We start from the raw sequence: 25937 nt of genomic DNA, 5'->3' as shown, positions 1-25937 counted from the left end.
GCGCGGCGCCTCACCGGCGCCGCGTCCGGGTCACCGGTGCCAGAGCAGCCGGTCGCGGATCCGCCGGGCCATCGGCGAGTCCGTTCCGTCGAGCTCCGCGAGGGCCTCGCTCCACGCCCGCGCGGCGAGGGCCGGATCGCCGTTGGCGGAGTGAAAGTCGCCGATGGAGACCAGCACCTCCGCGGTGTGGTGGGGGGCCCGAGCGCCGCGGAAGGTGTCGATCGCCTGCTGCCAGGTCGCCATCGCGTGCGGCAGATCGTCGATCATCGAGTACGTGTGCGCCAGCCAGGTCTGGGCGGTGCCCACCCCGTGCAGGTCGCCGAGGGCCTCGAACTGGCGCCGCGCCTCGACGAACATGCCCAGCGCCTCGGCGTGCCGGCCCAGCCAGCCCTTTGCCCGCGCGATGGGCAACAGGGCGTTGGTGGCGCCGCGCACGTTGCCCTCGGCGCGAAGGAGCGCCCGCGCGGCCTCGGCATGCCGGATCGCCTCGCGGTAGCGCCTCTGGTCCAGCCGGATCTCGGCGATGTTGTTCTCCACGTGGCCCTGCTCGGCACGCCGGCCGAGCCGGTCGAAGAGCGCCCGGGCGTGCTGCAGGTGTGACAGCCCGCGGTCGAGATCGGCCAGGAAGTAGCAGGCGCCGGCGAGGCTGCGATGCAGCAGGGCCTGAGCGGCGGGGTCGTCCCCGGTCGTCGCGAGACCGGCGCTCACGACTTCCGCCCACTGCTTGAACTGCGCGGTGTCCTGAAAGAAGTTCTGCAGGGCCAACGCGATCCGCCAGGCCGTGCGGGGCCGGCCGCGCTCCTTGGCTCGCTCGACGATGTCGGTCAGTACCCGCTGCTCGGCGGCGAACCAGGCCATCGCGTCGGCCCGGCCGGTGAAGCCGCGTCCGGTGACCCCGTGCTCGGACGGCTCCGGCTCAGGCAGCGGCACCTGCGGCAGCAAGGGCAGCTGCGCCGCGTACGCAGTGAGCTGGTAGTAGTCGTAGACCCGCTCGATGGCAGCGTTCCGCTCGGCCGCGTCGTCGTGCTCCTCCCCGAGCTCCACGGCATAGGCGCGTAGCAGATCATGCATCCGCCACCGGCCGTCGGCGGGCTGGACCAGCAGTTGTGCCCCCAGCTCGGCGAGCAGGCCGCGGGCCGAGCGCGGGGACAGACCGCCCAGGGCGGCGGCCGTCTCCGTGCTCAGCTCCGCCGCCGGGTGCAGGGGAAGGAGCCGGAAGAGCCGGGCCGCCTCGGGAGTCAGCGCCCGGTAGGACCAGGAGAAGATCGCCGCCAGATCGGCGTGTGCGTCCCCGAAACCGGCCAGCCGGCCGTCAGACTCGGCCAGCTCATCGGCGACCGCGGGCAGGCTGAGCCCGGGCCGGCTGACGCTGCGGGTGGCGACCAGCGCCAGGGCCAGCGGCAACCGGCCGCACCGCGCGATGATCTCGTTGACGGCGTCCGGGTCGGCGTCCGCCGTGTCGCCGAGCCGGCGGGTGAGCAGCTCGCGGGCCTCGGCATCGGTCAGCAGGTCGAGGTGCAACGGGTGGGCGCCCGCCTGGCCGGCGACCCCGGTGATCCGGCGGCGGCTGGTGGCGATGACGAGACTGCCGCCGGTGCCGGGCAGCAGGTGCCGGATCTGGTCCCAGTCGCGGCAGTTGTCGAGCAGGATCAGCATCCGGCGCTCGGCCAGGATGCTGCGGTAGAGGCCGGCCTGGGCGTGCAGTTCGGCCGGGATGGCGGCCGGCGCCACCCCGAGGGACCACAGGAAGCCGCGCAACGCCTCCGTCGGTGTCATCACCGAGTCGCCGGAATCGAACCCGCGCAGGTCCGCGTGCAACTGCCCATCGGGGTAGCGGGCGGCCAGCTGATGGGCCAGGTGCACTGCGAAGGTCGTCTTCCCGACGCCGGGCATTCCGTCGATGACCAGCGCGGTGGTCCGCCCGTCTCCGGCCAGCAACTCCTCCGCGGCGGCCACGACGCTGCGACGACCGATGAAGAACGGGTGGTCGGCCGGCAGTTGCGCCGGCGGCTCGGCCCGGGTCGACGCCGGCGCGTCGTGGTCGAACAGGCTGTCCCGGGCTGCGCGCAGGTCGCCGCCCGGCTGGATGCCGAGCTCGTCGGCGAGCCGGTGCTCGATGTCGGCATAGGCCGCGAGGGCCTCGGCCCGCCGGCCGTCCGCGGCGAGCGCGAGCAGCAGGCGCGCCTGCAGTGCCTCGTCCAGCGGCTCGTATTCGGCGGCGAGCCGGATCGCGGGCAGCACCGCGTGGACGCACCCGGCCCGCAGAGCGATGTCGCTCGTCGCCCGGACCGCCGCGAACCGCTCGCCGTCGACGGCGACGAACTCCGGATGGGCCCGGCCGCCGGCCTGCAGGCCCGAGGCGCACCGATCGCGCCACAGCGCCAGCGCCTCCCGGTAGAGCTCGACGGCCGGCTCGCCGGAGCTGCCACCGGCCTGGGCGATCAGGCGCCGGAAACGCAGCAGGTCGAGCGACTCCCCGTCGATCCGCAGCCGGTATTCGGCGCCGTCACGGATCAGTACCGAGCCCGCTGCCCGCGTCGGCAGGTCCGGCTCGAAGCGCCGCCGGAGCATCCCGACGTGCCGGTGCACCACATTGACCGCGCTGGGCGGAGGGTCGGATTCCCAGAGCAGGTCGACGAGCTCGGCAACGCTGACCGCGCCGCCGGCCCGGACGAGCAGCAACGCCAGGATCAGTCGCTGCTGCCGGGTGCCCAGGTCGATCTCGGACTGGCCACGCCAGGCCCGCACCGGGCCGAGAACCGCGAAGGAGAGCGGGCTGGTCATGGTGATGCGATCCGTCTGGGGCTGGTTGCCACGATCGCCAGAGCATCGCAGGACGCACGCCGCGAGACGGGCGCGTGTTGCGGCAGTGTGAGCTTCGGCTCAGCCGCCGGATCGCCGGTCGGTGGAGTCGTCCCAGCTCAGGCCGCATCAAGACCGGTGCGCAGGGCGCGCAGCGCATAGTGGGTGCGGGACTTCACCGTGCCGATCGGCACCCCCAGCCGGCCCGCGACCTCCTCCGCTGACCGCCCGACCAGGTAAACCTCGGAGAGCAGACTGCGCTGCGCCGGGCTCAGCCGGCCGAGCGCGTGCCGGATGGCGTACGACGCGAGCGCGGTGCCCGTGGTGTCGTCACCAGCGGGAATCCAGGTCATGTCGACGAGATGCACCTCGGCCGGGCGGCCCCGCCGCAGCCGGACGCCGTCGATGACGAGCCGACGGGCGACGGTGACGAGCCACCGACGGGCGGCATCGGGCTCGGACGGCACCGAGTCGAGGTGCCGCCAGGCCCGCAGCATCGTCTCCTGGAGCAGATCCTCGGCGGTCTGCCGCTGGCCGCGGGTCAGCACGAGCAGGAGACGCAGCACGGCACGGGCGTGGTCCGCATGCAGCGTGGTCATGCGTTCGGCACGGCCGGCCGGTGATTCGTCGAGTGCCCGCAGCACGGCACCTCCCCACAGGCAGGAGCAACGGTGAACGAGGCATGAGCCTAGGGACGCCCGCCGCCAATGGACTGACGCGTTAGTGCGGATCGAGTGCCGTCGCCGATCGCAACCGGTCACGGACGCGACGTGACCGCCGCGAGCAGGCCGGTCAGCCGCCGTCCGGTCCGGGTCTGCGCGTACGGCATCAGAGCCAACGCCTCCTGCCACGCCCGTACCGCCGCCTCCTGGTCGCCACTGGCGGCGAGGGCGTCGCCGAGCAGCGCCAGCACTTCCGCGGCGGGGGCCGACGCCGAGGCCTCCTGGTACGCGACGGCCGCCTCGCGCCAGCAGTCGACCGCCTCGCCGAACTCCCGGCGGGCGGAACGCACCTGGCCGAGCACCTCCCACGCCTCCGCTACGCCCAGGCTGTACTGCGCTCCGCGTGACAGCGCCATCGCCTGCTCGGCGCAGCGCACGGCCTCGTCCTCCCGGCCCAGTTCGGCGTTGCTCGCGGCCATGATCACCAAGGCGTCCGCGAACAGTTTGTCGTCCTCGGCCGCCCATGGCCCCAGCACCGCGGAGAGCGTCCGGACGACCTCCTCGTGTCGCCCCTGGGCGGCCAGGATCATCACCCGGTTGATCGTGGCCCGGGTCAGCTCGTCGTGCAGGCCGAGCCGGGCGAGCAACTCGAGCGCCTGGTCAAGATGCTCGACCGCGGTCTCGTGCTCGCGCCGGAAGTACGCCGCCCCGGCCAGGCTGCGATGCATCCGGGCCTGCCCGACCAGGTCGCGGCCCGCCCGGGCGGCATCGAGGGCCACCTCGCCGGTGGCCGTCCAGTCGGCCCACCTGCCGGTGCGGTCGAAGAAATGCTGCATGCCCAGGGCGAGCTGCCAGGCCTCGGTGTGCCAGCCGTGCCGGGCGGCCCGGCCGACCAGCGCGATCAGGACCTGCCGCTCGGCGCTGAACCAGCGTATGGCCTCGCCGTGGCCGGCGAAGCGCAGCGGGGTCTCGCCCGGCCCCGGCTCGATCATCGGGTGGTGCTCGGAGGTCAGCAACTGTCGGTGCGCCTGATAGCAGGTGGCCCGGTAGAACTGCAGGCAACGCAGCTCCGCAGCGGCGCGCTCCGCCGGGCTGTCGTTCTCCTCGCCGAGCTCCGTGGCGTAGGCCAGCAGCAGGTCGTGGGTGCGGTAGCGGCCCGGCAGTTCCTCGCTGATCAGGTGCGCGCGGCTCAGCTCGCCGATCAGCGCCCGCCCGGTCCGCAGCGGGACGCCGGCCAGGCCGGCCGCCCCGGCGATCGAGATGTCGGGGCCGGGATGGATCGGCAGCAGCCGGAAGAGCCGGGCCGCCGGGGCGGAAAGTGCCTGGTAGGACCAGGAGAAGACCGCACGCAGGCCGGTCTGCGGGTCGTCGCCGTCGAAGCCGTCCAGGCTGCCGGGTGCTCGGGCCAACTCGGCGGCGATCTGCGCCGGTGGCGTCAGCGGCAGGCTCGCCGCGCGGGCGGCCACCACGGCCAGCGCGAGCGGCAGCCGCCCGCAGCTGGCGATGATGGCGTCGATCGCGGCCGGATCCTCCGTGACACGGCCGGCGCCGAGCGGCCGCAGGAGCGCCGCGCGGGCCTCGTCGAGGCTCGGCAGACCGACCGGCAACGGGTGCGCGCCGGCCGTGGTCAGCAGGCTGCTGAGCCGGCTGCGGCTGGTGACGATCGCCAGACAGCCGGGGCTGCCCGGCAGCAGGTGCCGGATCTGCTCGGCGTCCCGGCAGTTGTCGAGCACGATCAGCAGGCGCCGACCGGCGAGGCTGCTGCGGTACATGCCAGCCTGGGCGTGCAGCTCGGCGGGGATGCCCTCCTGCGGCACCCCGAGCGAGCCGAGGAAGCCACGCAGCGCCTCGGCCGGGCTCATCGCCGGCTCGCGCCCGTCGTATCCGCGCAGGTCGACGTACAGCTGCCCGTCCGGGTAGCCGGCGGCGAACTCGTGGGCGAGGTGGACGGCGAGGGCGGTCTTGCCGATCCCGGGCATGCCGTCGATCGCGAGCACTGCCGGACCGCCCGGGCGCGCGACCGCCGCGCGGGCCTCGGCGACGAGGTCGTCCCGGCCGCTGAAGAAGGGCAGGTCCGGCGGCAACTGCGCGGGCCGGGGAAGGGACGACCGCGACTCGGTACGCACCGGCCGGGTGCGCTGGTGCAGCAGCCGGTCGTACGCCTCCCGCAGCTCCTCACCCGGATCGATGCCCAGGTCGTCGGCGAGCCGGCGGCGCACCATCCGGTACATCTCGACGGCTTCCGCCTGGCGGCCGTCGGCGGCGAGCGCCAGCAGCAACCGGCTCTGCAGCGACTCGTCGAGCGGATGCTGCTCGGCAGCCTGCCGCAACGGCGCCAGCACGGCGCTCATCCGGCCGCAGCGCTCGGCGGCGTCGGCGGCCTCGCGCACGGCCTCGGCGCGTTCGGCCTCCACGGCGAGGAACGCGGGATGCAGGCGGGAGGCCGGTTCCAGGCCCGCGGCACACCGGCCGCGCCACAGCCGCAGCCCGTCGAGGGAATGCCGCAGCGCCGACTCCGGGTCGCCGTCCTGCAGGCTCCGGCCCGCCAGCCGGCTCAACGACCGGAACTTCAGCAGGTCAAGGGACTCCTCGTCGGCGCGCAGCCGGTAGCCGGAGAGCTCCCGGAGAATGTGCCGGCCCGCCGACCGGTTGGGCAGGCCGGGCTCGAGCAGCCGCCGGAGCACCCCGACGTGGCGGTGCACGACGTTCGCGGCGCTGGGCGGGGCCTCCTCGTCCCAGAGCAGGTCGACCAGTTCGGCCAGGGAGACCGGTGAACCGGCCCGGGCCAGCAGCAACGCGAGCACCAGGCGCTGTTGGCGCGCGCCCAGGTGCAGCTCGGCGCCGGCGCGGACGACCCTGATCGAGCCGAGCACCGAGAACCCGATCGTCTCGCCCGCCTCCGCCCGCACACCGGCAACGGTAACCGGCCGACCGCCACCCGGACCGTGCGGCCGCAGGCAGGGATGCTGGTGCTCCTTTCGAGGGGCACGGACTCAGCGACGCAGGGCGATCTCAGCCTGCATGTGCGACAGCTTCTCAGGATTGCGCACGGCGTAGAGCCCGGTGATGAGCCCGTCGTCGATGCGCAGCGCGATGACCGTGTCGATCTCGCCGTCGAGCCGCAGAACCAGCGCAGGGTAGCCATTGACCTGGGCCGGTTGCAGCGACGTGGCGGCGATCCTGGTCTTCTTGGAGGCCATCAGCCGCGCCACCTTGCCGGCTCCGGCGATGGGCCGCAGCACGGCCTGTTTGACTCCGCCACCGTCACCCAGGAGCACCACGTCCGGCGCGAGGATGTCGAGCAGGCCCTGCACGTCGCCGGTCTCGACCGCCCGCTGGAACGCCTCGAGCGCGCCCTTGGTCTCGGCCGGAGAAACCACCCCGCGCGGCCGGCGCGCGGCCACGTGTGCCCGTGCCCGGTGGGCTATCTGGCGGACCGCGGCCGAGCTCTTGTCGACGGCTTCGGCGATCTCGTCGTAGGGCAGATCGAACACCTCGCGCAGTACGAACACCGCCCGCTCGGTCGGAGCGAGCGTCTCCAGCACCAGCAGCATGGCCATCGAGACGCTCTCGGCCAGCTCGATGTCCTCGGCGACGTCGGGCGTGGTCAGCAGGGGCTCGGGGAGCCAGGAGCCGACGTAGGACTCCTTGCGGCGGCCGAGCGTACGCAGCCGGCTGAGTGACTGGCGGGTGGCGATCCGGACCAGGTACGCGCGCTGGTCCCGCACCGTGTCGAGATCGACGTCCGCCCACCGCAGCCAGGTCTCCTGGAGGACGTCCTCGGCGTCGGCGGCAGAGCCGAGCATCTCGTACGCGACGGTGAAAAGCAGGTTGCGATGGGTGACGAATGCGTCGGTAGCAGGGTCCGGCCGGCGATCCTCCCGCGTGGCTGCGCTCCCGGCGTCCGGAATTGTGCTGACCATGGGTCGCTCCTGTCGCTTTCGGTCCCGACTGCGTCGCTCACGAGACGCCGGCCCATCACCTCCTGTGACACCAGGCGTTCGTGACGGCCGTCACCCGGCCCGAGGTGTCACAGGGATCGGGCCCGCGGCATCTCCTGGTCGACCCCATCCCGGCTCCGGCTTCGGGACCAGAGCCGCCGACCACTAAGGAAACCGCATGAACCTCACTCTGTGGATCGCTGCCGGACTGCTGGCCATGGTCGCCCTGCTCGGCGGCATCAGCAAGACGTTCGTACCCAAGGAGAAACTGGCCGCGGCCCCGGGCGGTGGATGGACCGAACACGCCAGCGTCGGCTTCGTCAGGACCCTCGGGATCCTCGAACTCCTGGCCGCGGTTGGCCTGATCCTGCCTGCCGCGCTCGACATCGCACCGGTGTTGGTGCCGGTGACTGCCGTCTGCTGGGTGCTGCTGATGGTTGGCGCGATGATCACGCATCTCCGCGACGGCGACGCCAGGTTCGTCCTGCTGAACCTGGCGTATCTCGCCCTGGCCGCGTACGTGGCCTGGGGCCGATTCGGCCCCGGGTCCTTCACAGGCTGACCGGACCGGTCGGACGCCTCGCGTCGTCACGGCTCACTCGGGCGGCTTCGCCCCCGTCTGCTCGCTCGCCATGTACGTCGCGTACCAGTCGGGCCAGTTCTCGTCCCTCTCGCCGGTGCGCTCCTCGTGCTCGCCGTGGGCGGCGGCCGCGCGCCGCATCGCGCTCGCCAGGTCGCTCGCGGAGCCGAACGACGTCACGCCCCCCTCGATGCGCCCGGGAAGCCTGGTCGTGATCTCCTGCATCCACCAGGTGTTGCCGTCCGGATCGCGGAACGTGGCGCGCGAAAAGTAGCTGCGCCGCTCGGGATCCAGCCCGTCGACCGGGCCGTTCGGGCTGGCGTGGAAGACGTCGCCTACCTCGACACCGGCAGAGACCAGGGCGTTCCGGGCCGCCTCGACGTCGGACACGATCAGGTACGCCGTGGCCGAACCGGGCGCCGCCGAGGTGAGCTCCGGGCCGAACTGCACCGAGCATCCGGAGCCGTGCGGCGTGTACTGGACCACCCCAGGCGGTGTCTGGTCGAGCCGCCAGCCGAGGCGCCCGTAGAACTCCTTCGCGCGGTCGACATCCGACACCGGGACGACGATCACCTCGAGCTTCACGTCGAGGGTCTCGACGCTCGACGGTCCACTCGCGTCGCTCTGGGCACCCCTCGGGCTCATCGCGGCCTCCCTGGATTGAGTGCGGCGCCATGGGCTCGCCCGGCGTACTCGTGGATTTCCTGGCCGGCGTGCCGCGACGACGGCCGAACTCCCGGGATCGGCACGCGAGCCACCGCTCCCGCGAGCGATGCCAGCTCGATCACCACGCTACTGGCTGCGCCCCACCCGGGTGCCTCGTTCCCGGCATCAGCCGGGCGACACCCTCGTCGCCCTACGCACTCCGAGCAGAGCGATGAGGGCGAGGAGAATGACGGCGACGGAGTACTCGTCGGCGGTCCGAGGCACGCCGCCGGCGTAGACCACGAGGAAGCCGGCGATCACGGTGGGGAGGCCGAAGCCGACGTAGCAGACGACGTAGAGCACGGACAGCACGCTGGAGCGTTCGTGCGCCTCGACCAGCGGCATGATCGTCTTGAGGCTGCCCTGGAAACCGGCACCGAAGCCGACGCCCCCGAGCGCGAGCCCGACGAAGAATCCGGGGACGGACTCGGCCATGACCGACACCAACGTGACGACCATGCCCAGGATCAGCGCGCCGATCCCGGTCAGGATCACGGTCCGCGCGGCGGTGTTCCGCAGTAACACGACGGCGATCGACCCGAAGAGGGCGAAGACGAAGAGGACCAGACCGCCAACCACGATCGACGTGTTCATGAGGGCGCGCACGAGCGCCGGGCCGAGCGCCCCGAAGAAGCCGGCCAGCGCCCAGACCGCGAACAGCACCGGAACGACGACCAGTACCGGCCCGCGCACGGAGCGGGGCAGCTCGATGTCCGGCCGTAGGCTGCGTCGCGCTCCCGCCATCCGCGTGACCGTCTCCGGCATCAGCGCGACCCCGACGGCCTGGATCAGCAGGATCACGAGAAGGACGACGTACACCAGCCGCGTCGGCGCGGGCAGGAACTGGATGAGCAGCGCCGAGAGCAGAGCACCGCTACCGGTCCCGATGCCAGGGGCGATCGAGTTCGCCAGCGTGCCGCGGGCGCGGTCGATGTCGAGCATGGCGGCACCGACGGCGCCGGTGGCGGCGCCGGCCGCGAGCCCCTGCACGAGACGGGCGGCCAGCAGCGTGGGTACGCCGTTGGCGAAGACGAAGATGACCAGCGAGACCATCTGCACCACGATCGCGACGGCGAGGACCGGACGGCGGCCGACATGATCGGACAGCTTGCCGAACGTGAGCAGCGACGCCAGCACCGCCAGCGCGTAGACGGCGAACACCACGGTGGTCGTGACCGGCGAGAAGTGCCAGCGCTCCTGGTAGATCCCGTAGAGCGGGGTCGGGGCTGCCGACGCGGCCAGGAACGACACGAGAATCGACGCGAGCAGCACCAGGGAGGCCCTCGGCGAGAGTCGTGCCCGCCCCGCGATGCTCATGTCGGTGCTCCTCGGCTGCGCTGGAAGCGGTCAGACCTGGACACCCTGCTAGGTGTAGGGCCGGCAGCGGCGTACCCGGTGTGCTCGGTCGCATGCACGCTCTTTCACCCGCTGGTGTGGCCGGGCGGATGGGCGGATGGGCGACGGTGGTCCCGCGAGTCGTCGTACGGTCGGGTAATGGGTGCGCCGACCGGGTCAGGTACGGCCGCCGGTCTGGCCCACGATCGGACTACACCTTCCGGGAGGACGTGTGTTCGCCAATCCCGAGGAACTGCTGCGATACCTCAAGAACGAGGACGTGAAGTTCGTCGACGTTCGTTTCTGTGACCTGCCCGGCGTGATGCAGCACTTCAACCTGCCGGTCGAGTCCGTCAACGACGACCTGTTCACCGACGGCCTCGCGTTCGACGGCTCATCGATCCGCGGTTTCCAGGCGATCCACGAGTCGGACATGCTCCTGCTCCCGGACGTCGCCACCGCGTTCATCGACCCGTTCCGGGCGCAGAAGACCCTCGCGTTGAACTTCTTCATCCACGACCCGTTCACCCGCGAGGCCTACAGCCGCGACCCCCGCAACGTCGCCAAGAAAGCCGAGGCGTACCTCGCCGCCAGCGGCATCGCCGACACCGCCTACTTCGGCGCCGAAGCCGAGTTCTACATCTTCGACTCCATCCGCCACGAAACCTCCGCGCACCAGTCGTTCTACTACATCGACTCCATCGAGGGCGCCTGGAACACCGGCCGCGAGGAGCCCGGCGGCAACCGCGGCTACAAGACCGCCTACAAGGGCGGCTACTTCCCCGTCCCCCCGGTCGATCACTACGCCGACCTACGCGACTCGATCGTGCGCCGCCTGGTCGACTCCGGCTTCACCGTGGAACGCTCACACCACGAAGTCGGCACCGCCGGCCAGTCCGAGATCAACTACCGGTTCTCCACGCTGCTGCACGCCGCCGACCAACTCCAGCTGTTCAAGTACATCGTGAAGAACGAAGCCTGGGCCAACGGCAAAACCGCCACGTTCATGCCCAAGCCACTGTTCGGTGACAACGGCTCGGGCATGCACACCCACCAGAGCCTCTGGCTCAACGGCGAACCGCTGTTCTACGACGAGACCGGCTACGCCGGCCTGTCCGACATGGCCCGCTGGTACATCGGCGGCCTGCTGCACCACGCCCCGTCGCTGCTGGCCTTCACCAACCCGACGATCAACTCCTACCGCCGCCTCGTGCCCGGCTTCGAAGCACCGGTCAACCTGGTCTACTCCCAACGCAACCGCTCGGCCTGCACCCGCATCCCGGTCACCGGCGCCAACCCGAAGGCCAAGCGCGTCGAGTTCCGCGTCCCGGACCCGTCAGCGAACGTCTACCTGGCCTTCTCGGCGATGATGATGGCCGGCCTGGACGGCATCAAGAGCAAAATCGAACCACCCACGCCGATCGACAAGGACCTCTACGACCTCCCACCCGAGGAGTGGGGCGACGTCAAGCAGGTGCCGGGCTCGCTGCCGGCGGTGCTCGACTCGCTCGAGGCCGACCACGACTACCTGCTCGACGGCGGCGTCTTCACCCCCGACCTGATCTCCACCTGGGTCGAGTGGAAGCGGGCCAACGAGGTCGAACCCATGGTGCTGCGCCCGACCCCGCACGAGTTCGCCCTCTACTTCGACTGCTGACCCGACCAGACCTGGAGCAGCCGCAGCGGGTCGCGCCCGCGCAGGGCTGGCGACGGCTCAGTCCGGCAGCAGCCGCCGGAGCACGCCCTTGCCGGTCGCCCCCATCCGGTACGACTGGACGAGGTACGAGCCGCAGGCGATGTTCGCCCCGGCGAGCACCGGCACCAGGTACTGGGCCAGCCGCTGCCTCCGCTGCCAGCGAGCGATCTCGGACGGAGTCTCCGGCGTCGACAGCGTCGCGTCACGTACCTCGACCTTGTCACCGCGTTGGTGCGCCTCCTCGGCGAGCCGGCCGATCCTGCTTCCGCTGTAGGCGGCGTACGCGGTGGCCGCGGCGCCGGCGACCGCCAGCCCGGCCTTGACGGCCCCCACCGTCCCGAAACCCTTCTGCAACGCCATGCGCCGCCCACCCATCCGGGCCAGCTGCGCCCCGGCGAGCAGGGTGGCGCCGATGCCGAGCCACTGCACTGGCCCGAACCGGCCCCACGCCGACTCGGCGACCCGGATGCGGTCGATGCCATCCCGCAGGTCGCTGCCCGACTTGTTCACTCCGGCGACGCCCATCACGGTCCCGCCGAACCAGAGGGCAGATCCGATGTCGTGCACCGCCTGGGCGACGGCGTGGTTGTCGGTGGCGGTCATCTGCATTCCGGGCTCCTCGATGAGGCAGGCTTCAGCCGCGTTGTAGGCATACGTTCGCTTTGGTCTGATTGAAGCATCTTCGCCGCCCCACACCGGCGGATTTCACACACGCCCAACCGTCAAGCCAGACCCGACGTCGAAGGCCGACGAACTAACTCGAGACCGGTTCAGTGACGAGGGGCCTGCTCGTGGATGATCAAGCGTTGATGGCGCGTCGGGCGGCGACTGGAAAGACGTGGCTTCCCTCGCAACGCCGGGGAACCAACCGAGGGAGATGGCAACGTAAGCATGGGTCTCATCACGACGTCCCTCTGCCTCGCCATACCCGCCCTGCTCGTGCTGTGGCTGTGGGGCAGGCCCCTGTACACCGGCCGATGGAAAACCCCGGGCTGGTTCCTCGGAACAGCGGCGCTATGGGTCGCCGCCACCGCCATCACATGGTTCCGCGGCGCTTTCTCCGGTGCCTTCATGAACGCGGAGGAGTCCTGCCACTCGGCCGGCGCCACCTACGACGGCGCCTACCGCTCCGCCCACTGGCAAGAGCCCTCACGATGGTTCCCCCTGCACAACAAGTGCAACGCCACCTTTGACCTCGTCCCGGCATGGGTCAACCCCGCCCTGGTGCTCCTGCCCCTGCTGGCCACCATGTGCGTGGGCGTAGCCGTCTGGCTGGCCGTTGTACGTCGACGAACCGGGTTGGTCAGAGCGTGAACTGGAGTCTTGGTCAGTTCGGCGACGCAGCGAACCAACTCGACCATGCAGGCCAGTCTCCGGCACCGACGGCCTGCTGACGCTGGTCGCGTTCGACGGATCCATCCCTCGGGCTAAACCCTGACGACCACCTTGCCGGCCGGGTGACCCTCGGCGAGGTAACGGATCGCGTCAGGGGTGTCGGCGAGGGGGTAGACGCGGTCGATGACCGGGGTGACCGAGCCCGACTCGATGAGCGACGTCAATTCCTCGAGGTCCTCGTGGCGTTCGCGGGCGGTCACGCCACACAGTCGCTGGGTCATGAACAGCGAGATCAACGGTGCGGCCATCTGGCGCTGGAAGCCGCCCATGATTCGGCCCTCGGCGTGCCCGCCTCCGACAAGGGCGATCGTCCCGCGTGGTGCGAGTGCGCGCCGGAGCAACGACAACGGCCGGTTGCCTGCGGTGTCGATGATGACGTCGTACTGCGCACCGTCGCGGTCGATCTCGTACCGGGTGTAGTCGATGACATCGTCGGCGCCGATCGAACGCACCAGCTCGATCTTCGAGGTGCTGCAGACGCCGGTCACGCTTCCGCCGTAAACCTTGACAAGCTGGACGGCGAACGACCCGACGCCCCCGCCCGCGCCGGTGATCAGCACCCGCTGTCCGGCCTGCACCCGGGCGTCGCGGATGCTCTGCAGCGCCGTCACCGCCGAGATGGCCGTCGCCGCCGCCTGATCGAAGGTGAGGTTGGCCGGCTTGGGTGCCAGTCGGTGCTGCCGCGCCATCGCGTACTCGGCGAACGAGCCGCTCTCGCAGGTGCCGTACACCTCATCGCCCACGTGCAGACGGGTGACGCTCGCTCCGACCGCCGCCACCACCCCGGCGACGGCCCGACCGAGCACTGCCACCTTGGGCCGGCGCAACCCGACCGCGAGGCGCACGGCCATGGGCCGGCCAGTCATGAAAATCCATACGCCAGGGTCCACCCCGGCGGCGCGTACCTCGACGAGCACCTCGTCGTCGCCGATCGAGGGCTTGTCGATGTCGCGAAGTTCGAGTACGTCAGCCGGGCCGTACACGTCGTGGACGATCGCTTTCATGACTGCTCCTCCATGGAGTCGGGGTACTGGAACACGTCGTCGAGCGGAACGCCGAACACCCAGCTGGGCAGCAGCCGTGCTTGCCCCGCAGGTCATCCGCCATCGAAATCGCGTGCTACCTGGCCCAGCGGCATCCGCTCGCGCCGGCACCCGACCCCGACAGTAGGCCTCGGGCGCTCGCGGGCGCGCTCGCCTCAGCGTTGGCGGAATACGTCAGCGTTGAAGCGCTGTCCGTCGAGCCCTCTCAACCTTTGGCCCTCCTTCCGCGTCGTCTCGGGTGACAGCGCTGATGAGGGGAGCGGCAGGATGGGCGGCAATGGTGATGGGGCGGCGTGTGGATGACGCCGATTTCCGGGAGTTCGTCGAAGTGCGCTACGGCGACCTGCTGCGAACGGCGTACCTGTTGACCGGTACTCGGGACACGGCGCAGGACCTCGTGCACGATGCCCTGCTCAAGGCGATGCGGCACTGGCGCACAGTCGATGAGCCGATGGCGTACGTGCGGCGAGTGATGGTCAACGAGCGGACCAGCCGGTGGCGGCGGCTCGGGTTGCGTGAGCTGCTCACCGCTGCCGTGCCGGACCGGTCCCGCCCGGATTCCACCGAAGCGGTCGTCGTCCGAGACGAACTGCAGGCGGCTTTGGACCGGCTGCCCGTACGGATGCGGGCGGTGCTGGTACTGCGGTATTGGGAGGACCTCTCCGAGGCTGAAATCGCGAAGACGATGGGATGTTCGGTCGGGACGGTCAAGAGCCAGGCGGCGCGCGGTCTGGCCCGGATGCGTGAGGTGCTGCGGTTGGCGCCGGTTGCTCGGCCGGCCGTCCGGGGTGAGTTGATGAGGGAGCGGGCATGAGCGTGGACGAGCTGCGTGCCGGGCTGGCACGGATCGTGGAGCCGGTGGTGCCGGATGAGGACCCGTACGGCCGATTGCTGCGTCACGCGCGACGGCGGAAGCGTCGCCGGCTCGCTGGCCTGGTCACGGCAGTGTCTGGCTTGCTGGCCACGGTGGTGCTCGGCCCGGTCGCTCTCGGTGCCGGCTCCGACGGCCAGGAGCGGGAGGACGACCGGGTGGTCGAGGGATATCCGGTGACCTCGGACTGGGAGTGGCGGCTGATCAACTCACCGACACGAGGGAGCTTGGCCGGAGATCAGAAACTGATCGACGAGTTGACCAGGCTGTTCGACCGCGACCGGGCCGATCTGCGGATGTCCAAGTCGCTGCCGGAGGTGAAGGTGCTCTACGCCGACGAATCGGCCGGGTTCCGGCAACTGGTCGCCGCTTACCATTCCGACCGCTCCGCCGCCCTGGTTGAACTGAAGGTTCCGGTCGGCACCCCGCCTCAGCAGTCGGTCCGCATCTTCAACGGATCCGTCAACGTACGGGTGAAGCCGTTCAGCGTGCTCGATGCCTCGTACGACCCTCGTGGGCCGGAGGATCAGGGACTTTTGGGTCTCGCTCCGGCCGGCTGCGTCGTCTCCCTGGCGGATGCGGCCGTGGTGGGCGCGGACGGTGTACCACGGCGGCAGTGGCAACCGTCGCCCACGGGTGACTACGTCCGTCTGGACGCGTCGCGGGTTCGCGGCTGGTGGCGGGTGGAGTGTGAAGGGCAGGTCCGCGTAGAAGGGCCGGTGGGCCACAGCAGCGTTGTCATCCGTGGCGAGGGCGGCCGGTACCAGCCGACCGAGCTCGCTGATGCCCTGCCTGGCGGGGACACCTCCAGGAGAATGGACGCCTGGCGGGCCGAGCGGTGGGGTGGCGTCTCCTACCGCAACCTGATGGACATGACCGGCCTGCCGCCTGGCCCGGATCCGGTTGTCCGCTGGTCCGGGCGATTGGACAGCAACGGCCAACCGGAGGCAGCCGTCATCGGCCCGGCCTCGGGCACCGGCCCTCTGGTGCTGCACGTGGGTGCCGAGGGAAGCGTGCTGGCACTTGCGAAGCCCGGTGACACCACGTCGAACGACGCCGAGGAAAACGCCGCCAGCGGCGCCGAAGGCTCGCTGGTCACAACGGCGGTGACCACCTCGGCGACGTTGGCCGCCGTCCGGGTGCCAGCTGTCTCCGGCGGGCGCGGCGTACTGACGGACCAACTGCTGGTCGTTCCACCACCGGGGGCAGCACGCGTCGACGTGGTCACCGACGGCGCCACACGGGCGAGTGCGGACGTCCGAAGCGGTGCGGCCGTACTCACGATCGCCGTCGGCGCGCAAGTCACCCTGCGCGCCCTGGCCCGCGACGGCACGGTCCTGGCATCAGCACCTCTGCGGGAGCCGGCCCAGGGCGAGCACATCTTCAACGAACCCCTGGTCACCGGGTGGTAGCCAGCACCTGAGCCGACGCGGTAGAGGTTCGAATCCGCTACCTGCCAGCAGATCTGGGAACGGCCCCGTGAACTGCGGAAACGCGCTCCGGGGCCGTTCTCGTCGAATCCAGGGCGGGCGGTTTACTGTCGCCGTTGCTGTGGACGACTCAGGCGGCTGCGCCTGACTCAGTCGTCCTCGTCCAGGAGACCCGCTGCGGCTAGACGCGCGCCCGATCGACAGGCTCCAGAGCGCTCAGGCGGGACGCGGAGGCCCCACCGTGGGCGTTGGCTTTAGGGCAGTCATCGCCCTATGGTGGAGGCATGCCGCCGGTGACGTTCCGCTCGCCTGCCGTCACTGAGGTGGCGGCACCCGGCGCTGTCCGCGTGGCGACGGCGGCGCGCCGTATGCCCGGGATGCGGGTGCCGGTTGTCCGCACGCCGCACATCGCGCCCACGCACAGGCTGTCGAGCCCGGCGCGAACCGGCCGAGGCCCTCCCGCGGAATCGTTGCATCTCAGAACGACCGCCAGGGCGAAGCTATTCAAGCTTCGGCCCTTTTTCTTTTTCCCGTTCCTTTTGAAGGGCAGACCATGAGCATCGATCATCGAACTGTCGACCAGAAATGGCTGGCTGATCTGCGAGCGTCCTTGGCGGACGACTTCGCCACACAGACGGCTCGGCTGCGGGAACTGACCGAGCTCAACGCGGACACCGGCGACCCCAGCGAGGCCCACAACCGGGCCGCGCTGCTGGTGGCCACCCGGCGCAACATCGAGCAGATCACCAATGCGCTGAGCCGGATCACCGACGGCACCTACGGCGCCTGCGAGAAGTGCCGCAACAGGATCCCGGCGGAGCGGCTCGAGGTTCTCCCGCACGCTCGCTTCTGCGTGCCGTGCCAGGAGAAGCACAACGGGTGACGCCCGATGTGGCTGCCGTGCCGCGCAGGCGGCACGGCAGCCGCACGCCGTTACGTGCAGGATGGTTCTGCGACGGTGACGACGTCGAGGATGCCCAGGAGCCCGGCGAGGGCCAGGGCCTCGGAGCGGGTCAAGGTCAGACAGCAGGTGGCGTCGGGATCGTCGTGGGACTCATAGACGAGATCTCGCCGGCCGCCGGGACGGTGTGTGACCACGCCGACGCGGCGGCCTTCGGCGGTGGTGAACATGCGGCGTACCCCGATACCGGGCAGCGGGGTCAGTTCGACATTCATGACGACTCCTGAGGCGGCGGAAGTGGCTCAGCGGGTCAGCAGCAGGCGCAGGCCGGCGAGCGTGGCCAGGCGTGGTTCGGCGGGCACGCTCACCGCGCGCCCGGTCATGGCGGCCAGCCGGGCGGCGACATCCGGATGAGTGGCACCGCCGCCGGTTAGCAGCAGCCGCCGGACCCGTTGCGGTCCGGCGCTCAGGCGTCGCACGCAGGCGACGATCGCCGGGATCTGATCGACGGTGTTGGTCACGTCCGCGCGTTCGGCGGCTACGACCGTCCCGTCGGTGATGCGGGCGACCTCGGTACGCCCGTCACCGATGTCCACGGCCAGTACGTCGCCGCAGTCGGGACCGGGACGGCAGGCAAGCGCCGCCGCGAGTGGTTCCTCGACTGCGGCGACCCGCCCACCAGTAGCCCGGCGCACCACCGCGATCAGCATGTTCTTCTGCCGGACCGTGGCGGTGGCCGGGACGCCGACCAGAACCGGGGATTCGTCATCGCGGGGCCGGCCGGTGGCGGCGCTGAGAACACGCAACAGGTACACGCAGGCGAAGAAGTTGTCCACCACGCCGTCCCGAACCGGCCACGTCGGCTTCCCGCCGGCGGAGGCGACCGCATCGAGCGCGGCACGACCGACGACGTGCCGCCCGGACGGTCCCGGCGCGATGACGGCGGGTGCGGTGACGACCGTGCCGCGGATCGGGCTCCACAACCGCACGGTCGACGTGCCCAGATCGAGAGCGAGAGGATGCCGTACGCCCGGGCGGGCGTACGCGCCGGGGGTCAGCATGTGCACCGCCCGAGCGTCGGGGTGGCGGCACGTGTTGAGGGTGAATGCGGGCATGCGTACAGGCACGAAGTGGGCATGATGCTCCCAGGCGGGGACCGGCGTGAGCCGGGCGAGTGGGTCAGGCGATGGCGCGCGCGTGGTGCGGCGGTGCGCGATCCGCCGACCAGGCAGGCACGCAACCGGGGATCGCCCGCCGTGCAGAGCGGAACACAATGCACAGCCCGATCGACCGGGTGGCGGAGAGCACCATCACGACCACGGCAAGCACCAGCATCGTCGGCAGCGGCATGCGCTCGCCGACGCGCCGAAGAGTGCGCCCATCGTGCATGCCGCAAACCATAGCCGTCGCCCAGCGTGTCGACCACATCCGCGCCAGTGACTCGCAGCCACCTACGCCAGCGTCGGGTGCGATGTGATGCGCCAGCGACAACGTGGGTTTGACGCCAGCTACATCGACAGCGACCGGTGCATCGGGCACTCTGCCGACGTGGAGATTGGCCTAGACGCCCAAACCCGATGCGGCAGCCTCCTCGAAGGACATCGCCAGCGGACCGCAATCGAGATTCAGCGCGTGCAGGATCGCGTGATGCTGCTCCTCGGCCCTGAGCCCCGACCGACTGAGCGCGACGCCCAGCTCCGCTTCATCGATCGGCTCGACGCCGAGCGCGCCGAACATGGCGGGATCGGCACCATAGGCACCCGACGGCGGGCTCGCGCCCGGCGGGTACGGTCGGCCGAGTAGGTCGAACAGGATCTCATTGTCGTCGTCGTCCCATGTCTCTACGAGGTAAGCCTGATCAGACAGGTACTCGTGGTAGCTACGACCATCGCGGAACAGCTTGGCCACCATGACATCGGAGTCGAACACGTCAAACGAGGCTGCCATGCTGCCCGGGGCAAGGCTCAGCAGCTCCGCCAGGTCCTCGGTTTCGGCATAGATGCCGTCCTCCTGCACCGGCACGACCGCCCACCGCCCCTCGGCGACCGGGATGATCATGGCCATCTGCTGCGACATCGCAACCGCAGCCCGGACGTCGACGAGATTGCCCGTGGCGAGGACGGTTTGGTAGCTGCTGCCCATGAGCGGAGATCGTACGGGCCCGATCAGGCGAGACATTGAAAGGTGAGAGCCCTTGCGCGGCCACTACGGCCCGGGGGTGGCAAGCTCGATCACCTTCGCCACCTCGCTCAGGTCATTGTCCAGCTGGTGATCGCGTCCGGGCAGCCGGTGCAGCTGCGCCTGCGGGATGACACGCGTGTACAGGTCAGCATGCGACGGTGGAGCAGTTTCGTCCCGGAGTCCATGGAACACATGCACCGGCACGCCGTGCGGCAGCCTCGCGCCGAGGTTGTGCGGCAGCTCGGACTCGCCGCCGGGCCAGCCGCCCGCACCCACGAACGGAGCGGCGATCAACACGATCACCTTGAGTTCCCGCTCCGGTGGCCACTCGGCGAGCGCGTTGATGAGGACAGTCCCGCCCACTGAGTGGCCCACGACGACCGCCCCGTCGTCCAGGGCCGCGATCTCCCGCCGGATGGCCGCGCTCCACTTGGCGTAGGTCGGGTCGTCCTCGTCGGGCATGCGCGGGTAGCGGACCTCGTACCCATCCCCGAGCTCCCGCCTCAAGCTGTCGACCAGCTCGTTGTCCCATTCGTCGTGCGCGCCGGCGCCGCCACCCTGGATGAACAAGATCTGCCCGGCCCCTGCCATGACGATCCTCCTCCATGCCGTCGTGCTGATCCGTGCGCGATACCCGCTGCCGGTGCTCGTGGCTTTGACGCGCGCTGCCTTACACGGTGCGGCACGTGCTCGACGGCGACGAGCCTGGAGCCAAGGGTCGGACCGCGCATCCCGCTGTCCGCACTCGGCGTTGACTACTACCGGAAGGTCGACGTCCGCGCGGCGTCCGAGACGGTTCGGCGGCCGGATTTGGCCAGCGCGCCACGCCACCGCTTCTCGAGAACGGCTTCAATCCGCAGCGGACAACAACAAAGGAAGTTCTCCCACTTAAACGTATATCGCACCGGGGGACTTGCCGCAAGACCCGGATCTTGCCGCAGAATCGTCGGCCGGAGCCAAGAACGGACGAAGAAATGGGGCACGACGTGCGTCGGTTGTTGTCGACCTATGGGGGACGCGGTGACGTCGAACCGCTGGTGGCATCGGGGGTGCGCTTGCGGCCGATCGGCGCGCAGATGCGGGTGTGGGCGGAGCGACCGGCCGACAGTCAAACGGTAAGGCGAGGAAAAATGAGGACGGCTGCCGCGGAGGTGTCGCGATGATCGAACAGTACGTGCTAGGTCTCCACGAGGTCGACGAGACACAGGTTGCCACCGTTGGCGGCAAGGGCGCGCACCTGGGAGCGTTATCGCGGATCGACGACATCCGCGTTCCGGCTGGCTTCTGCGTGACGACGGACGCCTTCCGAAGGATCATGGCCGAAGCGCCGTCGATCGACGATCGGCTCGATCAACTGTCGCGCCTGAACCCGGACGACCGGGTTGCGATCCGCACGCTCAGCGCGGAGCTCCGCCGGACCATCCAGGGGATCGCCCTCCCCGACGATGTGGCGGCGGCGATCACCCGGGCTCTCACCCAGCTCGGTGAGCGAGCTGCCTACGCCGTCCGGTCCAGCGCGACGGCAGAGGACCTGCCGACGGCCTCCTTCGCCGGCCAGCAGGACACGTACCTGAACGTCCTGGGGCCGGCGGCGATCCTCCAGTCCGTCAGCCGGTGCTGGGCGTCGCTGTTCACCGAGCGGGCAGTGACCTACCGCCTGCGGAACGGCATCTATCACCGAACGGTCCACATGGCCGTGGTCGTGCAGCAGATGGTCTTCCCGGATGTGGCCGGCATCCTGTTCACGGCCGACCCCGTCACGGGCAACCGGAAGGTCGCCACCGTGGACGCCAGCTTCGGCCTCGGCGAGGCTCTGGTCTCCGGCTTGGTGAACGCGGACGCCTACAAGGTGCGGGACGGGGAGATCATCGAGAAGGCGATCGCCACCAAGCGGCTCGCCGTCCAGGCCCTAGCGGCCGGCGGGACGAAGGAACGGGCGATCAGCTCGGAGCGGCAGGGGCAGCCAGCGCTGACGGATGCGCAGGTCGTGCGGCTCGTGCAGCTAGGTCGGCGGATCGAAGCGCATTTCGGCCGCCCGCAGGACATCGAATGGTGCCTGGTCGACGATGACTTCCAGATCGTGCAGAGCCGGCCGATCACGACGCTGTTCCCCATCCCCGCGGCCGGCGACCGGGAGAACCACGTCTACGTCTCCGTTGGTCATCAGCAGATGATGACCGACCCCATGAAGCCACTGGGCGTCTCCATGTGGCAGCTGACGGCCATGGCGCCGATGCATGAGGCCGGCGGGAGGCTGTTCGTCGACGTCACCCGGCGCCTGGCCTCACCCGCGAGCCGCGCCGGCCTCCTGGAGGTGGTGGGAAGAGGCGATCCGCTGATCAGGGACGCGCTGGAAACCATCATCGACCGCGGCAACTTCCTCCCGACGCTCCCCGATCAGGGTCCAGCAGGGCCGCCGCCCAGCCGCGCGTCCGCCCCGATCGAGAACGATCCGGCCATCGTCACCGAGCTGATCGAGCGCAGCCAGGCATCCGTCGCCGCCCTGCGACGTGACATCCGGACGAAGACCGGACCGGCGCTGTTCGACTTCCTGCTGGAGGCCTTCCAGGAGCACAAGCGAGTCCTCGGCGATCCGCTGAACATGCAGGCGATCATGGCGGGGATGGAGGCCACCTGGTGGCTCAACGACCAGCTGCAGGAATGGCTGGGCGAGAAGAATGCGGCCGACACCCTCACGTTGTCCGCCCCCGGCAACATCACGTCAGAGATGGGACTGGCGCTGCTCGACGTCGCGGACGTGATCCGCCCGCACCCGGAGGTGGTGTCGTTCCTGCAGGGCGTCGAGGACGACGGCTTCCTTGACGAGCTGCCGAAGCTCGCGGGCGGGACCGAAGCACGCGACGCCATCGAGGCCTACCTCGACCGGTACGGCATGCGCTGCGTCGCCGAGATCGACATCACGAGGCCGCGCTGGAGCGAACGCCCCACCACGCTCGTGCCGCTGATCCTCGACAACATCAAGCTCTTCGAGCCGGGCGCCGCCGAGCGGCGCTTCGAGCAAGGACGCCAGGAGGCGCAGAAGAAGCAAGAGGACCTGCTGGAACGCCTGCGGGCCCTGCCGGACGGGGAGCGGAGAGCCGACGAGGCCAAGCGGATGATCGACCGGGTCCGGACCTTCATCGGCTATCGGGAGTACCCGAAGTACGGCATCGTGAGCCGCTACTTCGTCTACAAGCAGGCCCTGCTGGAAGAGGCCGAGCGCCTCGTGCAGGCCAACGTGCTCGCAGAGAAGGAGGACATCTTCTACCTCACGTTCCAGGAGCTCCACGACGTCGCGCGCAGCAACCAGGTGGACGACCAGCTCATCCAGCAGCGCAAGGACGCGTTCAGGTCGTATCAGGCGCTCACACCGCCCCGGGTGCTCACGTCGGAAGGTGAGGGCATCGCCGGGGCGTACCGACGCGACGATGTGCCGACGGGCGCGCTGGTCGGCCTCCCGGTCTCCAACGGGATCGTCGAGGGGAGAGCTCGCGTCATCCTGGACATGGCCGAGGCCGATCTCGAACCAGGCGACATCCTGGTCACCGCCTACACCGACCCGAGCTGGTCACCACTGTTCGTCGCGATCGAGGGGTTGGTGACGGAGGTGGGCGGCCTCATGACCCACGGGGCGGTGGTCGCCCGGGAGTACGGCCTACCCGCCGTCGTCGGTGTGGAGCATGCGACCAAGCTGATCCGGGACGGGCAGCGGATTCGTGTGCACGGAACCGACGGGTACGTGCAGATCCTGTCCTGACTCACGACCGACCGAGAGGGCTGTTCGTAGCTTCCGGCCCACAGCAACGCTGAGCAGGGGCCGAGCCGGCCTTTCCGAGGCGCTTCGGCGTTGGCACGACGGCTGGAACGGCCCCTGCGCTCGGCTTCGCCCCAACGGTGCAGTTGATCCCGCACCGTTGGGGCGGTCTCGCTCAGCCGTCGATGTCGACGATGACCTTGCCGTCGCTGGCGCCGTCGGCGACCAGCCGGTGGGCATCCACGACCGTGTCGAGCGTAAACGGGCGTGGGTCCAGTCGGGGACGCAGTGCGCCGGCGTCGGCCAACGCCGCAACCTCGCGCAGGATCTCGCCCTGGTGTTCGCGGCCGCGCCCGGTCAGCATCGGAAGGAGGGTGAACACCCCGGAATAGGTTGCGCCACGGAACGACAGCGGCGCGAGCGAGTGCGACCCCCAGCCCAGCGCGCTGACGACGTGCCCGTGATAGGGACGCACCGCCGCGAACGACGCGTCGAGTGTCGCGCCGCCAACGTTGTCGGAGATGATGTCGAAGCCCTCGCCCGCGGTGTACCTCTCCACGTACTCCTCGACGCTGGTCGAGGTGTAGTCGATCGGCACGGCGCCGAGGCTCTCGATCGCTCCCATGCTCGTCGGGGCGCCCGTCGCGTACACCTCGGCGCCTCGCGCCCGGGCGAGTTGGACACCCACGTGACCGACGCCGCCGGCACCGCCGTGTACCAGCACCTTGTGCCCGGTGCGGACCCCGGCCCGGTCAACCAGCCCCTCCCAGGAGGTGATCGCCGCAAGCGGCAGCGCGGCTGCCTCACGCATCGAGAGCGTCCGCGGCTTGCGTGCCAGCAACCGCGCGTCCACGGCGGCGTACTCGGCCAGCGAGCCCGGTAGGTCGCCCACACCACCGCCGAGCCCGTACACCTCGTCCCCCGGCTCGAAGCCGGTCACGTCCGGGCCCACAGCTGCCACAACGCCGGCGAGGTCCAGGCCGAGCACCGCGGGCAACTGGATACGGGCGTGCGGGGCCTTACCTGCCTGGATTTTCGTGTCGAGGGGGTTGACCCCGCTGGCGACGACCCGCACGAGCACCTGACCGACGCGGGCGGTGGGTTGGTCGATCTCGTCGACTTCCAGCGGGACGCCGAACTCTCGCAACACTGCAGCACGCATGACCTTCCACACTTCCCGTTATCGAGGCGCCACGGGGACGCTACTTGACTGAATTGCCGCCCGGGCAGCTTCCTTGGCGTCCTGCACGACCGAGCGGTCCTGCTCAAGCCGTCCACGCGTCATCGCACCGTCGATGAGCAGACCGAGATGGCTGGCGAGTCGGGCTGGCTCCGACGCCCCGGACCGCTCACACAGCCCGGTGATCCAGGCCTGGCGACGGGCGGTGTGGGCGAGGGTTATCGCCCGGGCCTGTGACCCGATCGGGGACTCCACGGCCGCGCTGACGAACGGGCAGCCGAAGAAGCCGTGCCGGTCGAACGCGTCCAGCAGCGCGTCGAACAACCCGACGAGTTGTTCGACCGGAGCAACACCGGCGCGCTCGGCGGCGGCCTGCAACTGCCCTATCCACGACTCGTCCGTCGCAGTGAGGTAGGCAGCGACCAGATCGTCCTTGGAACGGAAGTGCACGTAGAGCGTCGACTTCGACACCCCGGACGCCGCCACGACCTCGTCCACCCCGACACCACGCAGACCATGTGTGTAGAACAGCTCGGCTGCGGCGTCGAGGATGCGCTGCACCGATTTGGTCCGGCGAGCCTGCGTCACCATGCCCCTCACATCCTTAATCGAACAGACTAGTTCGTTCGATTAAGGGCTGCCAGTGAGTGTCCTACCCCACAGGCCTCGGCGCGAAATCGGCGTGTACGACAGGTGGCCGGCCTCCGTCGTAGGCTGCATCTCGCGCGTGATGGACAGGAGGCTGAGGTGGCCGGGACGACGTTGACCGAGACGATGGTGGCCGAGGTGATGGCCGAGCTGGCCGAGCTTGAGGACCCGAAGGCACGCCAGGTGAACGAGAAACACGGTGACGATCACGGTGTGAACCTCGGCAAGCTGCGCGCGCTCGCGAAGCGGCTGAAGACGCAGCAGGACCTCGCAGGCCGGCTCTGGGCGACGGGTGACACCGCGGCGAGACTGCTGGCGATTCTGATCTGCCGGCCGAAGGCGTTCGCGCGTGACGAGTTGGACGCCATGTTGCGCGAGGCGCGCACACCCAAGGTGCACGACTGGCTCGTGAACTACGTGGTGAAGAAGAACCCGCACTCCGAAGAGCTGCGCCTGGCCTGGTCCGCCGATCCGGACCCGGTGGTCGCGAGTGCCGGCTGGGCGCTGACCACCGAACGCGTGACGAAGAAGCCGGAGGGCCTCGACCTTCCAGCGCTGCTCGACGTCATCGAGGCGGAGATGAAGGACGCCCCGGATCGCCTGCAGTGGGCGATGAACCACTGCCTGGCTCAGATCGGGATCGAGCACGCCGAGCACCGCGCCCGCGTAATCGACATCGGTGAGCGCTTGGAGGTGCTCAAGGACTACCCGACTCCCCCGGGCTGCACGTCTCCGTTCGCGCCCACCTGGATCGGCGAGATGGTGCGCCGCCAGCACGATGAGGACGGTTCGCGCTCGAATTGAACCTGTCAA

The 25937-nt window shown here is 70.1% G+C and carries 23 protein-coding genes; 8 read left to right on the top strand and 15 right to left on the bottom strand.

Annotated elements, in window-relative coordinates:
* Window positions 1–30 precede the first annotated feature (30 nt).
* From BUS84_RS32725 to BUS84_RS32710, 4 genes are all read right to left on the bottom strand, one after another.
* A complete protein-coding gene (locus BUS84_RS32725) occupies window positions 31–2784 on the bottom strand; it encodes an AfsR/SARP family transcriptional regulator (RefSeq protein ID WP_074318238.1) in 2754 nt (917 codons plus the stop codon).
* Window positions 2785–2921: 137 nt separating this feature from the next.
* Window positions 2922–3446, bottom strand: coding sequence for a sigma-70 family RNA polymerase sigma factor (locus tag BUS84_RS38445; RefSeq protein ID WP_159451098.1), 525 nt, complete (start codon window positions 3444–3446; stop codon window positions 2922–2924).
* A 113-nt stretch (window positions 3447–3559) separates the two neighbouring features.
* Window positions 3560–6373 carry an AfsR/SARP family transcriptional regulator gene (locus BUS84_RS32715; RefSeq protein WP_084757685.1) on the bottom strand — a complete coding sequence of 938 codons (2814 nt, stop codon included), beginning with the start codon at window positions 6371–6373 and terminating at the stop codon, window positions 3560–3562.
* 84 nt (window positions 6374–6457) lie between these two features.
* Complete coding sequence (locus BUS84_RS32710; protein ID WP_074318237.1) at window positions 6458–7387, bottom strand: RNA polymerase sigma-70 factor; 930 nt, start codon at window positions 7385–7387, stop codon at window positions 6458–6460.
* A gap of 196 nt (window positions 7388–7583) precedes the next feature.
* Here BUS84_RS32710 and BUS84_RS32705 point away from each other — a divergent pair, with 196 nt between their 5' ends.
* Entirely contained in the window at window positions 7584–7967 is a 384-nt protein-coding gene (locus BUS84_RS32705) for a DoxX family protein (RefSeq protein WP_074318236.1), read from the top strand.
* Window positions 7968–8000: 33 nt separating this feature from the next.
* Here BUS84_RS32705 and BUS84_RS32700 read toward each other — a convergent pair whose 3' ends face one another.
* Complete coding sequence (locus BUS84_RS32700; RefSeq protein ID WP_074318235.1) at window positions 8001–8630, bottom strand: VOC family protein; 630 nt, start codon at window positions 8628–8630, stop codon at window positions 8001–8003.
* Between the two features lie 186 nt (window positions 8631–8816).
* The gene (locus BUS84_RS32695) at window positions 8817–10007 is read right to left on the bottom strand and encodes an MFS transporter (protein ID WP_074318234.1); all 1191 of its coding nucleotides are present in this window, start codon (window positions 10005–10007) and stop codon (window positions 8817–8819) included.
* A gap of 250 nt (window positions 10008–10257) precedes the next feature.
* On the opposite strand from BUS84_RS32695, the gene glnA reads away from it, so the two are divergent.
* Window positions 10258–11682: a type I glutamate--ammonia ligase gene (gene glnA / locus BUS84_RS32690; protein ID WP_074318233.1), complete on the top strand. Its 1425-nt coding sequence runs from the start codon at window positions 10258–10260 to the stop codon at window positions 11680–11682.
* Between the two features lie 57 nt (window positions 11683–11739).
* Here the strand turns inward: glnA and BUS84_RS32685 are convergent, their stop codons facing one another.
* Window positions 11740–12330, bottom strand: coding sequence for a hypothetical protein (locus BUS84_RS32685; RefSeq protein ID WP_208869777.1), 591 nt, complete (start codon window positions 12328–12330; stop codon window positions 11740–11742).
* Between the two features lie 282 nt (window positions 12331–12612).
* Between BUS84_RS32685 and BUS84_RS32680 the strand changes: the two genes are divergently transcribed.
* Window positions 12613–13035, top strand: a complete 423-nt coding sequence (locus BUS84_RS32680; RefSeq protein WP_074318232.1) for a hypothetical protein — start codon at window positions 12613–12615, stop codon at window positions 13033–13035.
* Window positions 13036–13148: 113 nt separating this feature from the next.
* Here BUS84_RS32680 and BUS84_RS32675 read toward each other — a convergent pair whose 3' ends face one another.
* A complete protein-coding gene (locus BUS84_RS32675) occupies window positions 13149–14120 on the bottom strand; it encodes an NAD(P)-dependent alcohol dehydrogenase (protein ID WP_074318231.1) in 972 nt (323 codons plus the stop codon).
* 334 nt (window positions 14121–14454) lie between these two features.
* On the opposite strand from BUS84_RS32675, the gene BUS84_RS32670 reads away from it, so the two are divergent.
* The 3 genes from BUS84_RS32670 to BUS84_RS32660 all read left to right on the top strand — a co-directional run bounded on the left by BUS84_RS32670 (window position 14455) and on the right by BUS84_RS32660 (window position 17343).
* Window positions 14455–14973: a SigE family RNA polymerase sigma factor gene (locus BUS84_RS32670; protein WP_084757887.1), complete on the top strand. Its 519-nt coding sequence runs from the start codon at window positions 14455–14457 to the stop codon at window positions 14971–14973.
* On the top strand, window positions 14970–16442 hold the full coding sequence (locus BUS84_RS38440) for a hypothetical protein (protein ID WP_159451097.1): 1473 nt from the start codon (window positions 14970–14972) through the stop codon (window positions 16440–16442). Before BUS84_RS32670 ends, BUS84_RS38440 begins: the two co-directional genes overlap by 4 nt.
* Before the next feature lie 571 nt (window positions 16443–17013).
* Complete coding sequence (locus BUS84_RS32660; RefSeq protein ID WP_084757684.1) at window positions 17014–17343, top strand: TraR/DksA family transcriptional regulator; 330 nt, start codon at window positions 17014–17016, stop codon at window positions 17341–17343.
* A gap of 50 nt (window positions 17344–17393) precedes the next feature.
* Here the strand turns inward: BUS84_RS32660 and BUS84_RS32655 are convergent, their stop codons facing one another.
* The 5 genes from BUS84_RS32655 to BUS84_RS32635 all read right to left on the bottom strand — a co-directional run bounded on the left by BUS84_RS32655 (window position 17394) and on the right by BUS84_RS32635 (window position 20133).
* Window positions 17394–17636, bottom strand: a complete 243-nt coding sequence (locus BUS84_RS32655) for a cation:proton antiporter regulatory subunit (protein WP_074318229.1) — start codon at window positions 17634–17636, stop codon at window positions 17394–17396.
* 27 nt (window positions 17637–17663) lie between these two features.
* The gene (locus BUS84_RS32650; RefSeq protein WP_084757679.1) at window positions 17664–18476 is read right to left on the bottom strand and encodes a rod shape-determining protein; all 813 of its coding nucleotides are present in this window, start codon (window positions 18474–18476) and stop codon (window positions 17664–17666) included.
* A 64-nt stretch (window positions 18477–18540) separates the two neighbouring features.
* Window positions 18541–18750: a hypothetical protein gene (locus BUS84_RS32645; RefSeq protein ID WP_074319275.1), complete on the bottom strand. Its 210-nt coding sequence runs from the start codon at window positions 18748–18750 to the stop codon at window positions 18541–18543.
* Window positions 18751–18921: 171 nt separating this feature from the next.
* The gene (locus BUS84_RS32640; RefSeq protein WP_074318227.1) at window positions 18922–19503 is read right to left on the bottom strand and encodes a hypothetical protein; all 582 of its coding nucleotides are present in this window, start codon (window positions 19501–19503) and stop codon (window positions 18922–18924) included.
* 63 nt (window positions 19504–19566) lie between these two features.
* Window positions 19567–20133, bottom strand: a complete 567-nt coding sequence (locus tag BUS84_RS32635) for an alpha/beta fold hydrolase (RefSeq protein WP_074318226.1) — start codon at window positions 20131–20133, stop codon at window positions 19567–19569.
* 568 nt (window positions 20134–20701) lie between these two features.
* Here BUS84_RS32635 and rph point away from each other — a divergent pair.
* Window positions 20702–23299, top strand: a complete 2598-nt coding sequence (rph, locus tag BUS84_RS32630) for a rifamycin-inactivating phosphotransferase (protein ID WP_074318225.1) — start codon at window positions 20702–20704, stop codon at window positions 23297–23299.
* A gap of 172 nt (window positions 23300–23471) precedes the next feature.
* Here the strand turns inward: rph and BUS84_RS32625 are convergent, their stop codons facing one another.
* Window positions 23472–24458 (bottom strand): zinc-dependent alcohol dehydrogenase family protein, encoded by a 987-nt coding sequence (locus BUS84_RS32625; RefSeq protein ID WP_074319274.1) that lies wholly within the window; start codon window positions 24456–24458, stop codon window positions 23472–23474.
* A gap of 18 nt (window positions 24459–24476) precedes the next feature.
* Complete coding sequence (locus BUS84_RS32620; RefSeq protein WP_074319273.1) at window positions 24477–25067, bottom strand: TetR/AcrR family transcriptional regulator; 591 nt, start codon at window positions 25065–25067, stop codon at window positions 24477–24479.
* Window positions 25068–25250: 183 nt separating this feature from the next.
* Between BUS84_RS32620 and BUS84_RS32615 the strand changes: the two genes are divergently transcribed.
* On the top strand, window positions 25251–25928 hold the full coding sequence (locus BUS84_RS32615) for a DNA alkylation repair protein (RefSeq protein ID WP_208869961.1): 678 nt from the start codon (window positions 25251–25253) through the stop codon (window positions 25926–25928).
* Window positions 25929–25937 lie beyond the last annotated feature (9 nt).

The organism is Micromonospora cremea (assembly GCF_900143515.1).
In the GTDB taxonomy this organism is placed as follows: Bacteria; Actinomycetota; Actinomycetes; order Mycobacteriales; family Micromonosporaceae; genus Micromonospora; species Micromonospora cremea.
This window is presented reverse-complemented; position numbering and strand designations above follow the sequence as displayed.

Coding starts and splice junctions, on each gene's coding strand:
- BUS84_RS32725 (WP_074318238.1), bottom strand. CDS start 2,784: ATGACCAGCCCGCTCTCCTTCGCGGTTCTCGGCCCGGTGCGGGCCTGG.
- BUS84_RS32710 (WP_074318237.1), bottom strand. CDS start 7,387: ATGGTCAGCACAATTCCGGACGCCGGGAGCGCAGCCACGCGGGAGGAT.
- BUS84_RS32705 (WP_074318236.1), top strand. CDS start 7,584: ATGAACCTCACTCTGTGGATCGCTGCCGGACTGCTGGCCATGGTCGCC.
- BUS84_RS32700 (WP_074318235.1), bottom strand. CDS start 8,630: ATGAGCCCGAGGGGTGCCCAGAGCGACGCGAGTGGACCGTCGAGCGTC.
- BUS84_RS32695 (WP_074318234.1), bottom strand. CDS start 10,007: ATGAGCATCGCGGGGCGGGCACGACTCTCGCCGAGGGCCTCCCTGGTG.
- BUS84_RS32685 (WP_208869777.1), bottom strand. CDS start 12,330: ATGCAGATGACCGCCACCGACAACCACGCCGTCGCCCAGGCGGTGCAC.
- BUS84_RS32680 (WP_074318232.1), top strand. CDS start 12,613: ATGGGTCTCATCACGACGTCCCTCTGCCTCGCCATACCCGCCCTGCTC.
- BUS84_RS32675 (WP_074318231.1), bottom strand. CDS start 14,120: ATGAAAGCGATCGTCCACGACGTGTACGGCCCGGCTGACGTACTCGAA.
- BUS84_RS38440 (WP_159451097.1), top strand. CDS start 14,970: ATGAGCGTGGACGAGCTGCGTGCCGGGCTGGCACGGATCGTGGAGCCG.
- BUS84_RS32660 (WP_084757684.1), top strand. CDS start 17,014: ATGAGCATCGATCATCGAACTGTCGACCAGAAATGGCTGGCTGATCTG.
- BUS84_RS32655 (WP_074318229.1), bottom strand. CDS start 17,636: ATGAATGTCGAACTGACCCCGCTGCCCGGTATCGGGGTACGCCGCATG.
- BUS84_RS32650 (WP_084757679.1), bottom strand. CDS start 18,476: ATGCCCGCATTCACCCTCAACACGTGCCGCCACCCCGACGCTCGGGCG.
- BUS84_RS32645 (WP_074319275.1), bottom strand. CDS start 18,750: ATGCACGATGGGCGCACTCTTCGGCGCGTCGGCGAGCGCATGCCGCTG.
- BUS84_RS32640 (WP_074318227.1), bottom strand. CDS start 19,503: ATGGGCAGCAGCTACCAAACCGTCCTCGCCACGGGCAATCTCGTCGAC.
- BUS84_RS32635 (WP_074318226.1), bottom strand. CDS start 20,133: ATGGCAGGGGCCGGGCAGATCTTGTTCATCCAGGGTGGCGGCGCCGGC.
- rph (WP_074318225.1), top strand. CDS start 20,702: ATGATCGAACAGTACGTGCTAGGTCTCCACGAGGTCGACGAGACACAG.
- BUS84_RS32625 (WP_074319274.1), bottom strand. CDS start 24,458: ATGCGTGCTGCAGTGTTGCGAGAGTTCGGCGTCCCGCTGGAAGTCGAC.
- BUS84_RS32620 (WP_074319273.1), bottom strand. CDS start 25,067: ATGGTGACGCAGGCTCGCCGGACCAAATCGGTGCAGCGCATCCTCGAC.
- BUS84_RS32615 (WP_208869961.1), top strand. CDS start 25,251: ATGGTGGCCGAGGTGATGGCCGAGCTGGCCGAGCTTGAGGACCCGAAG.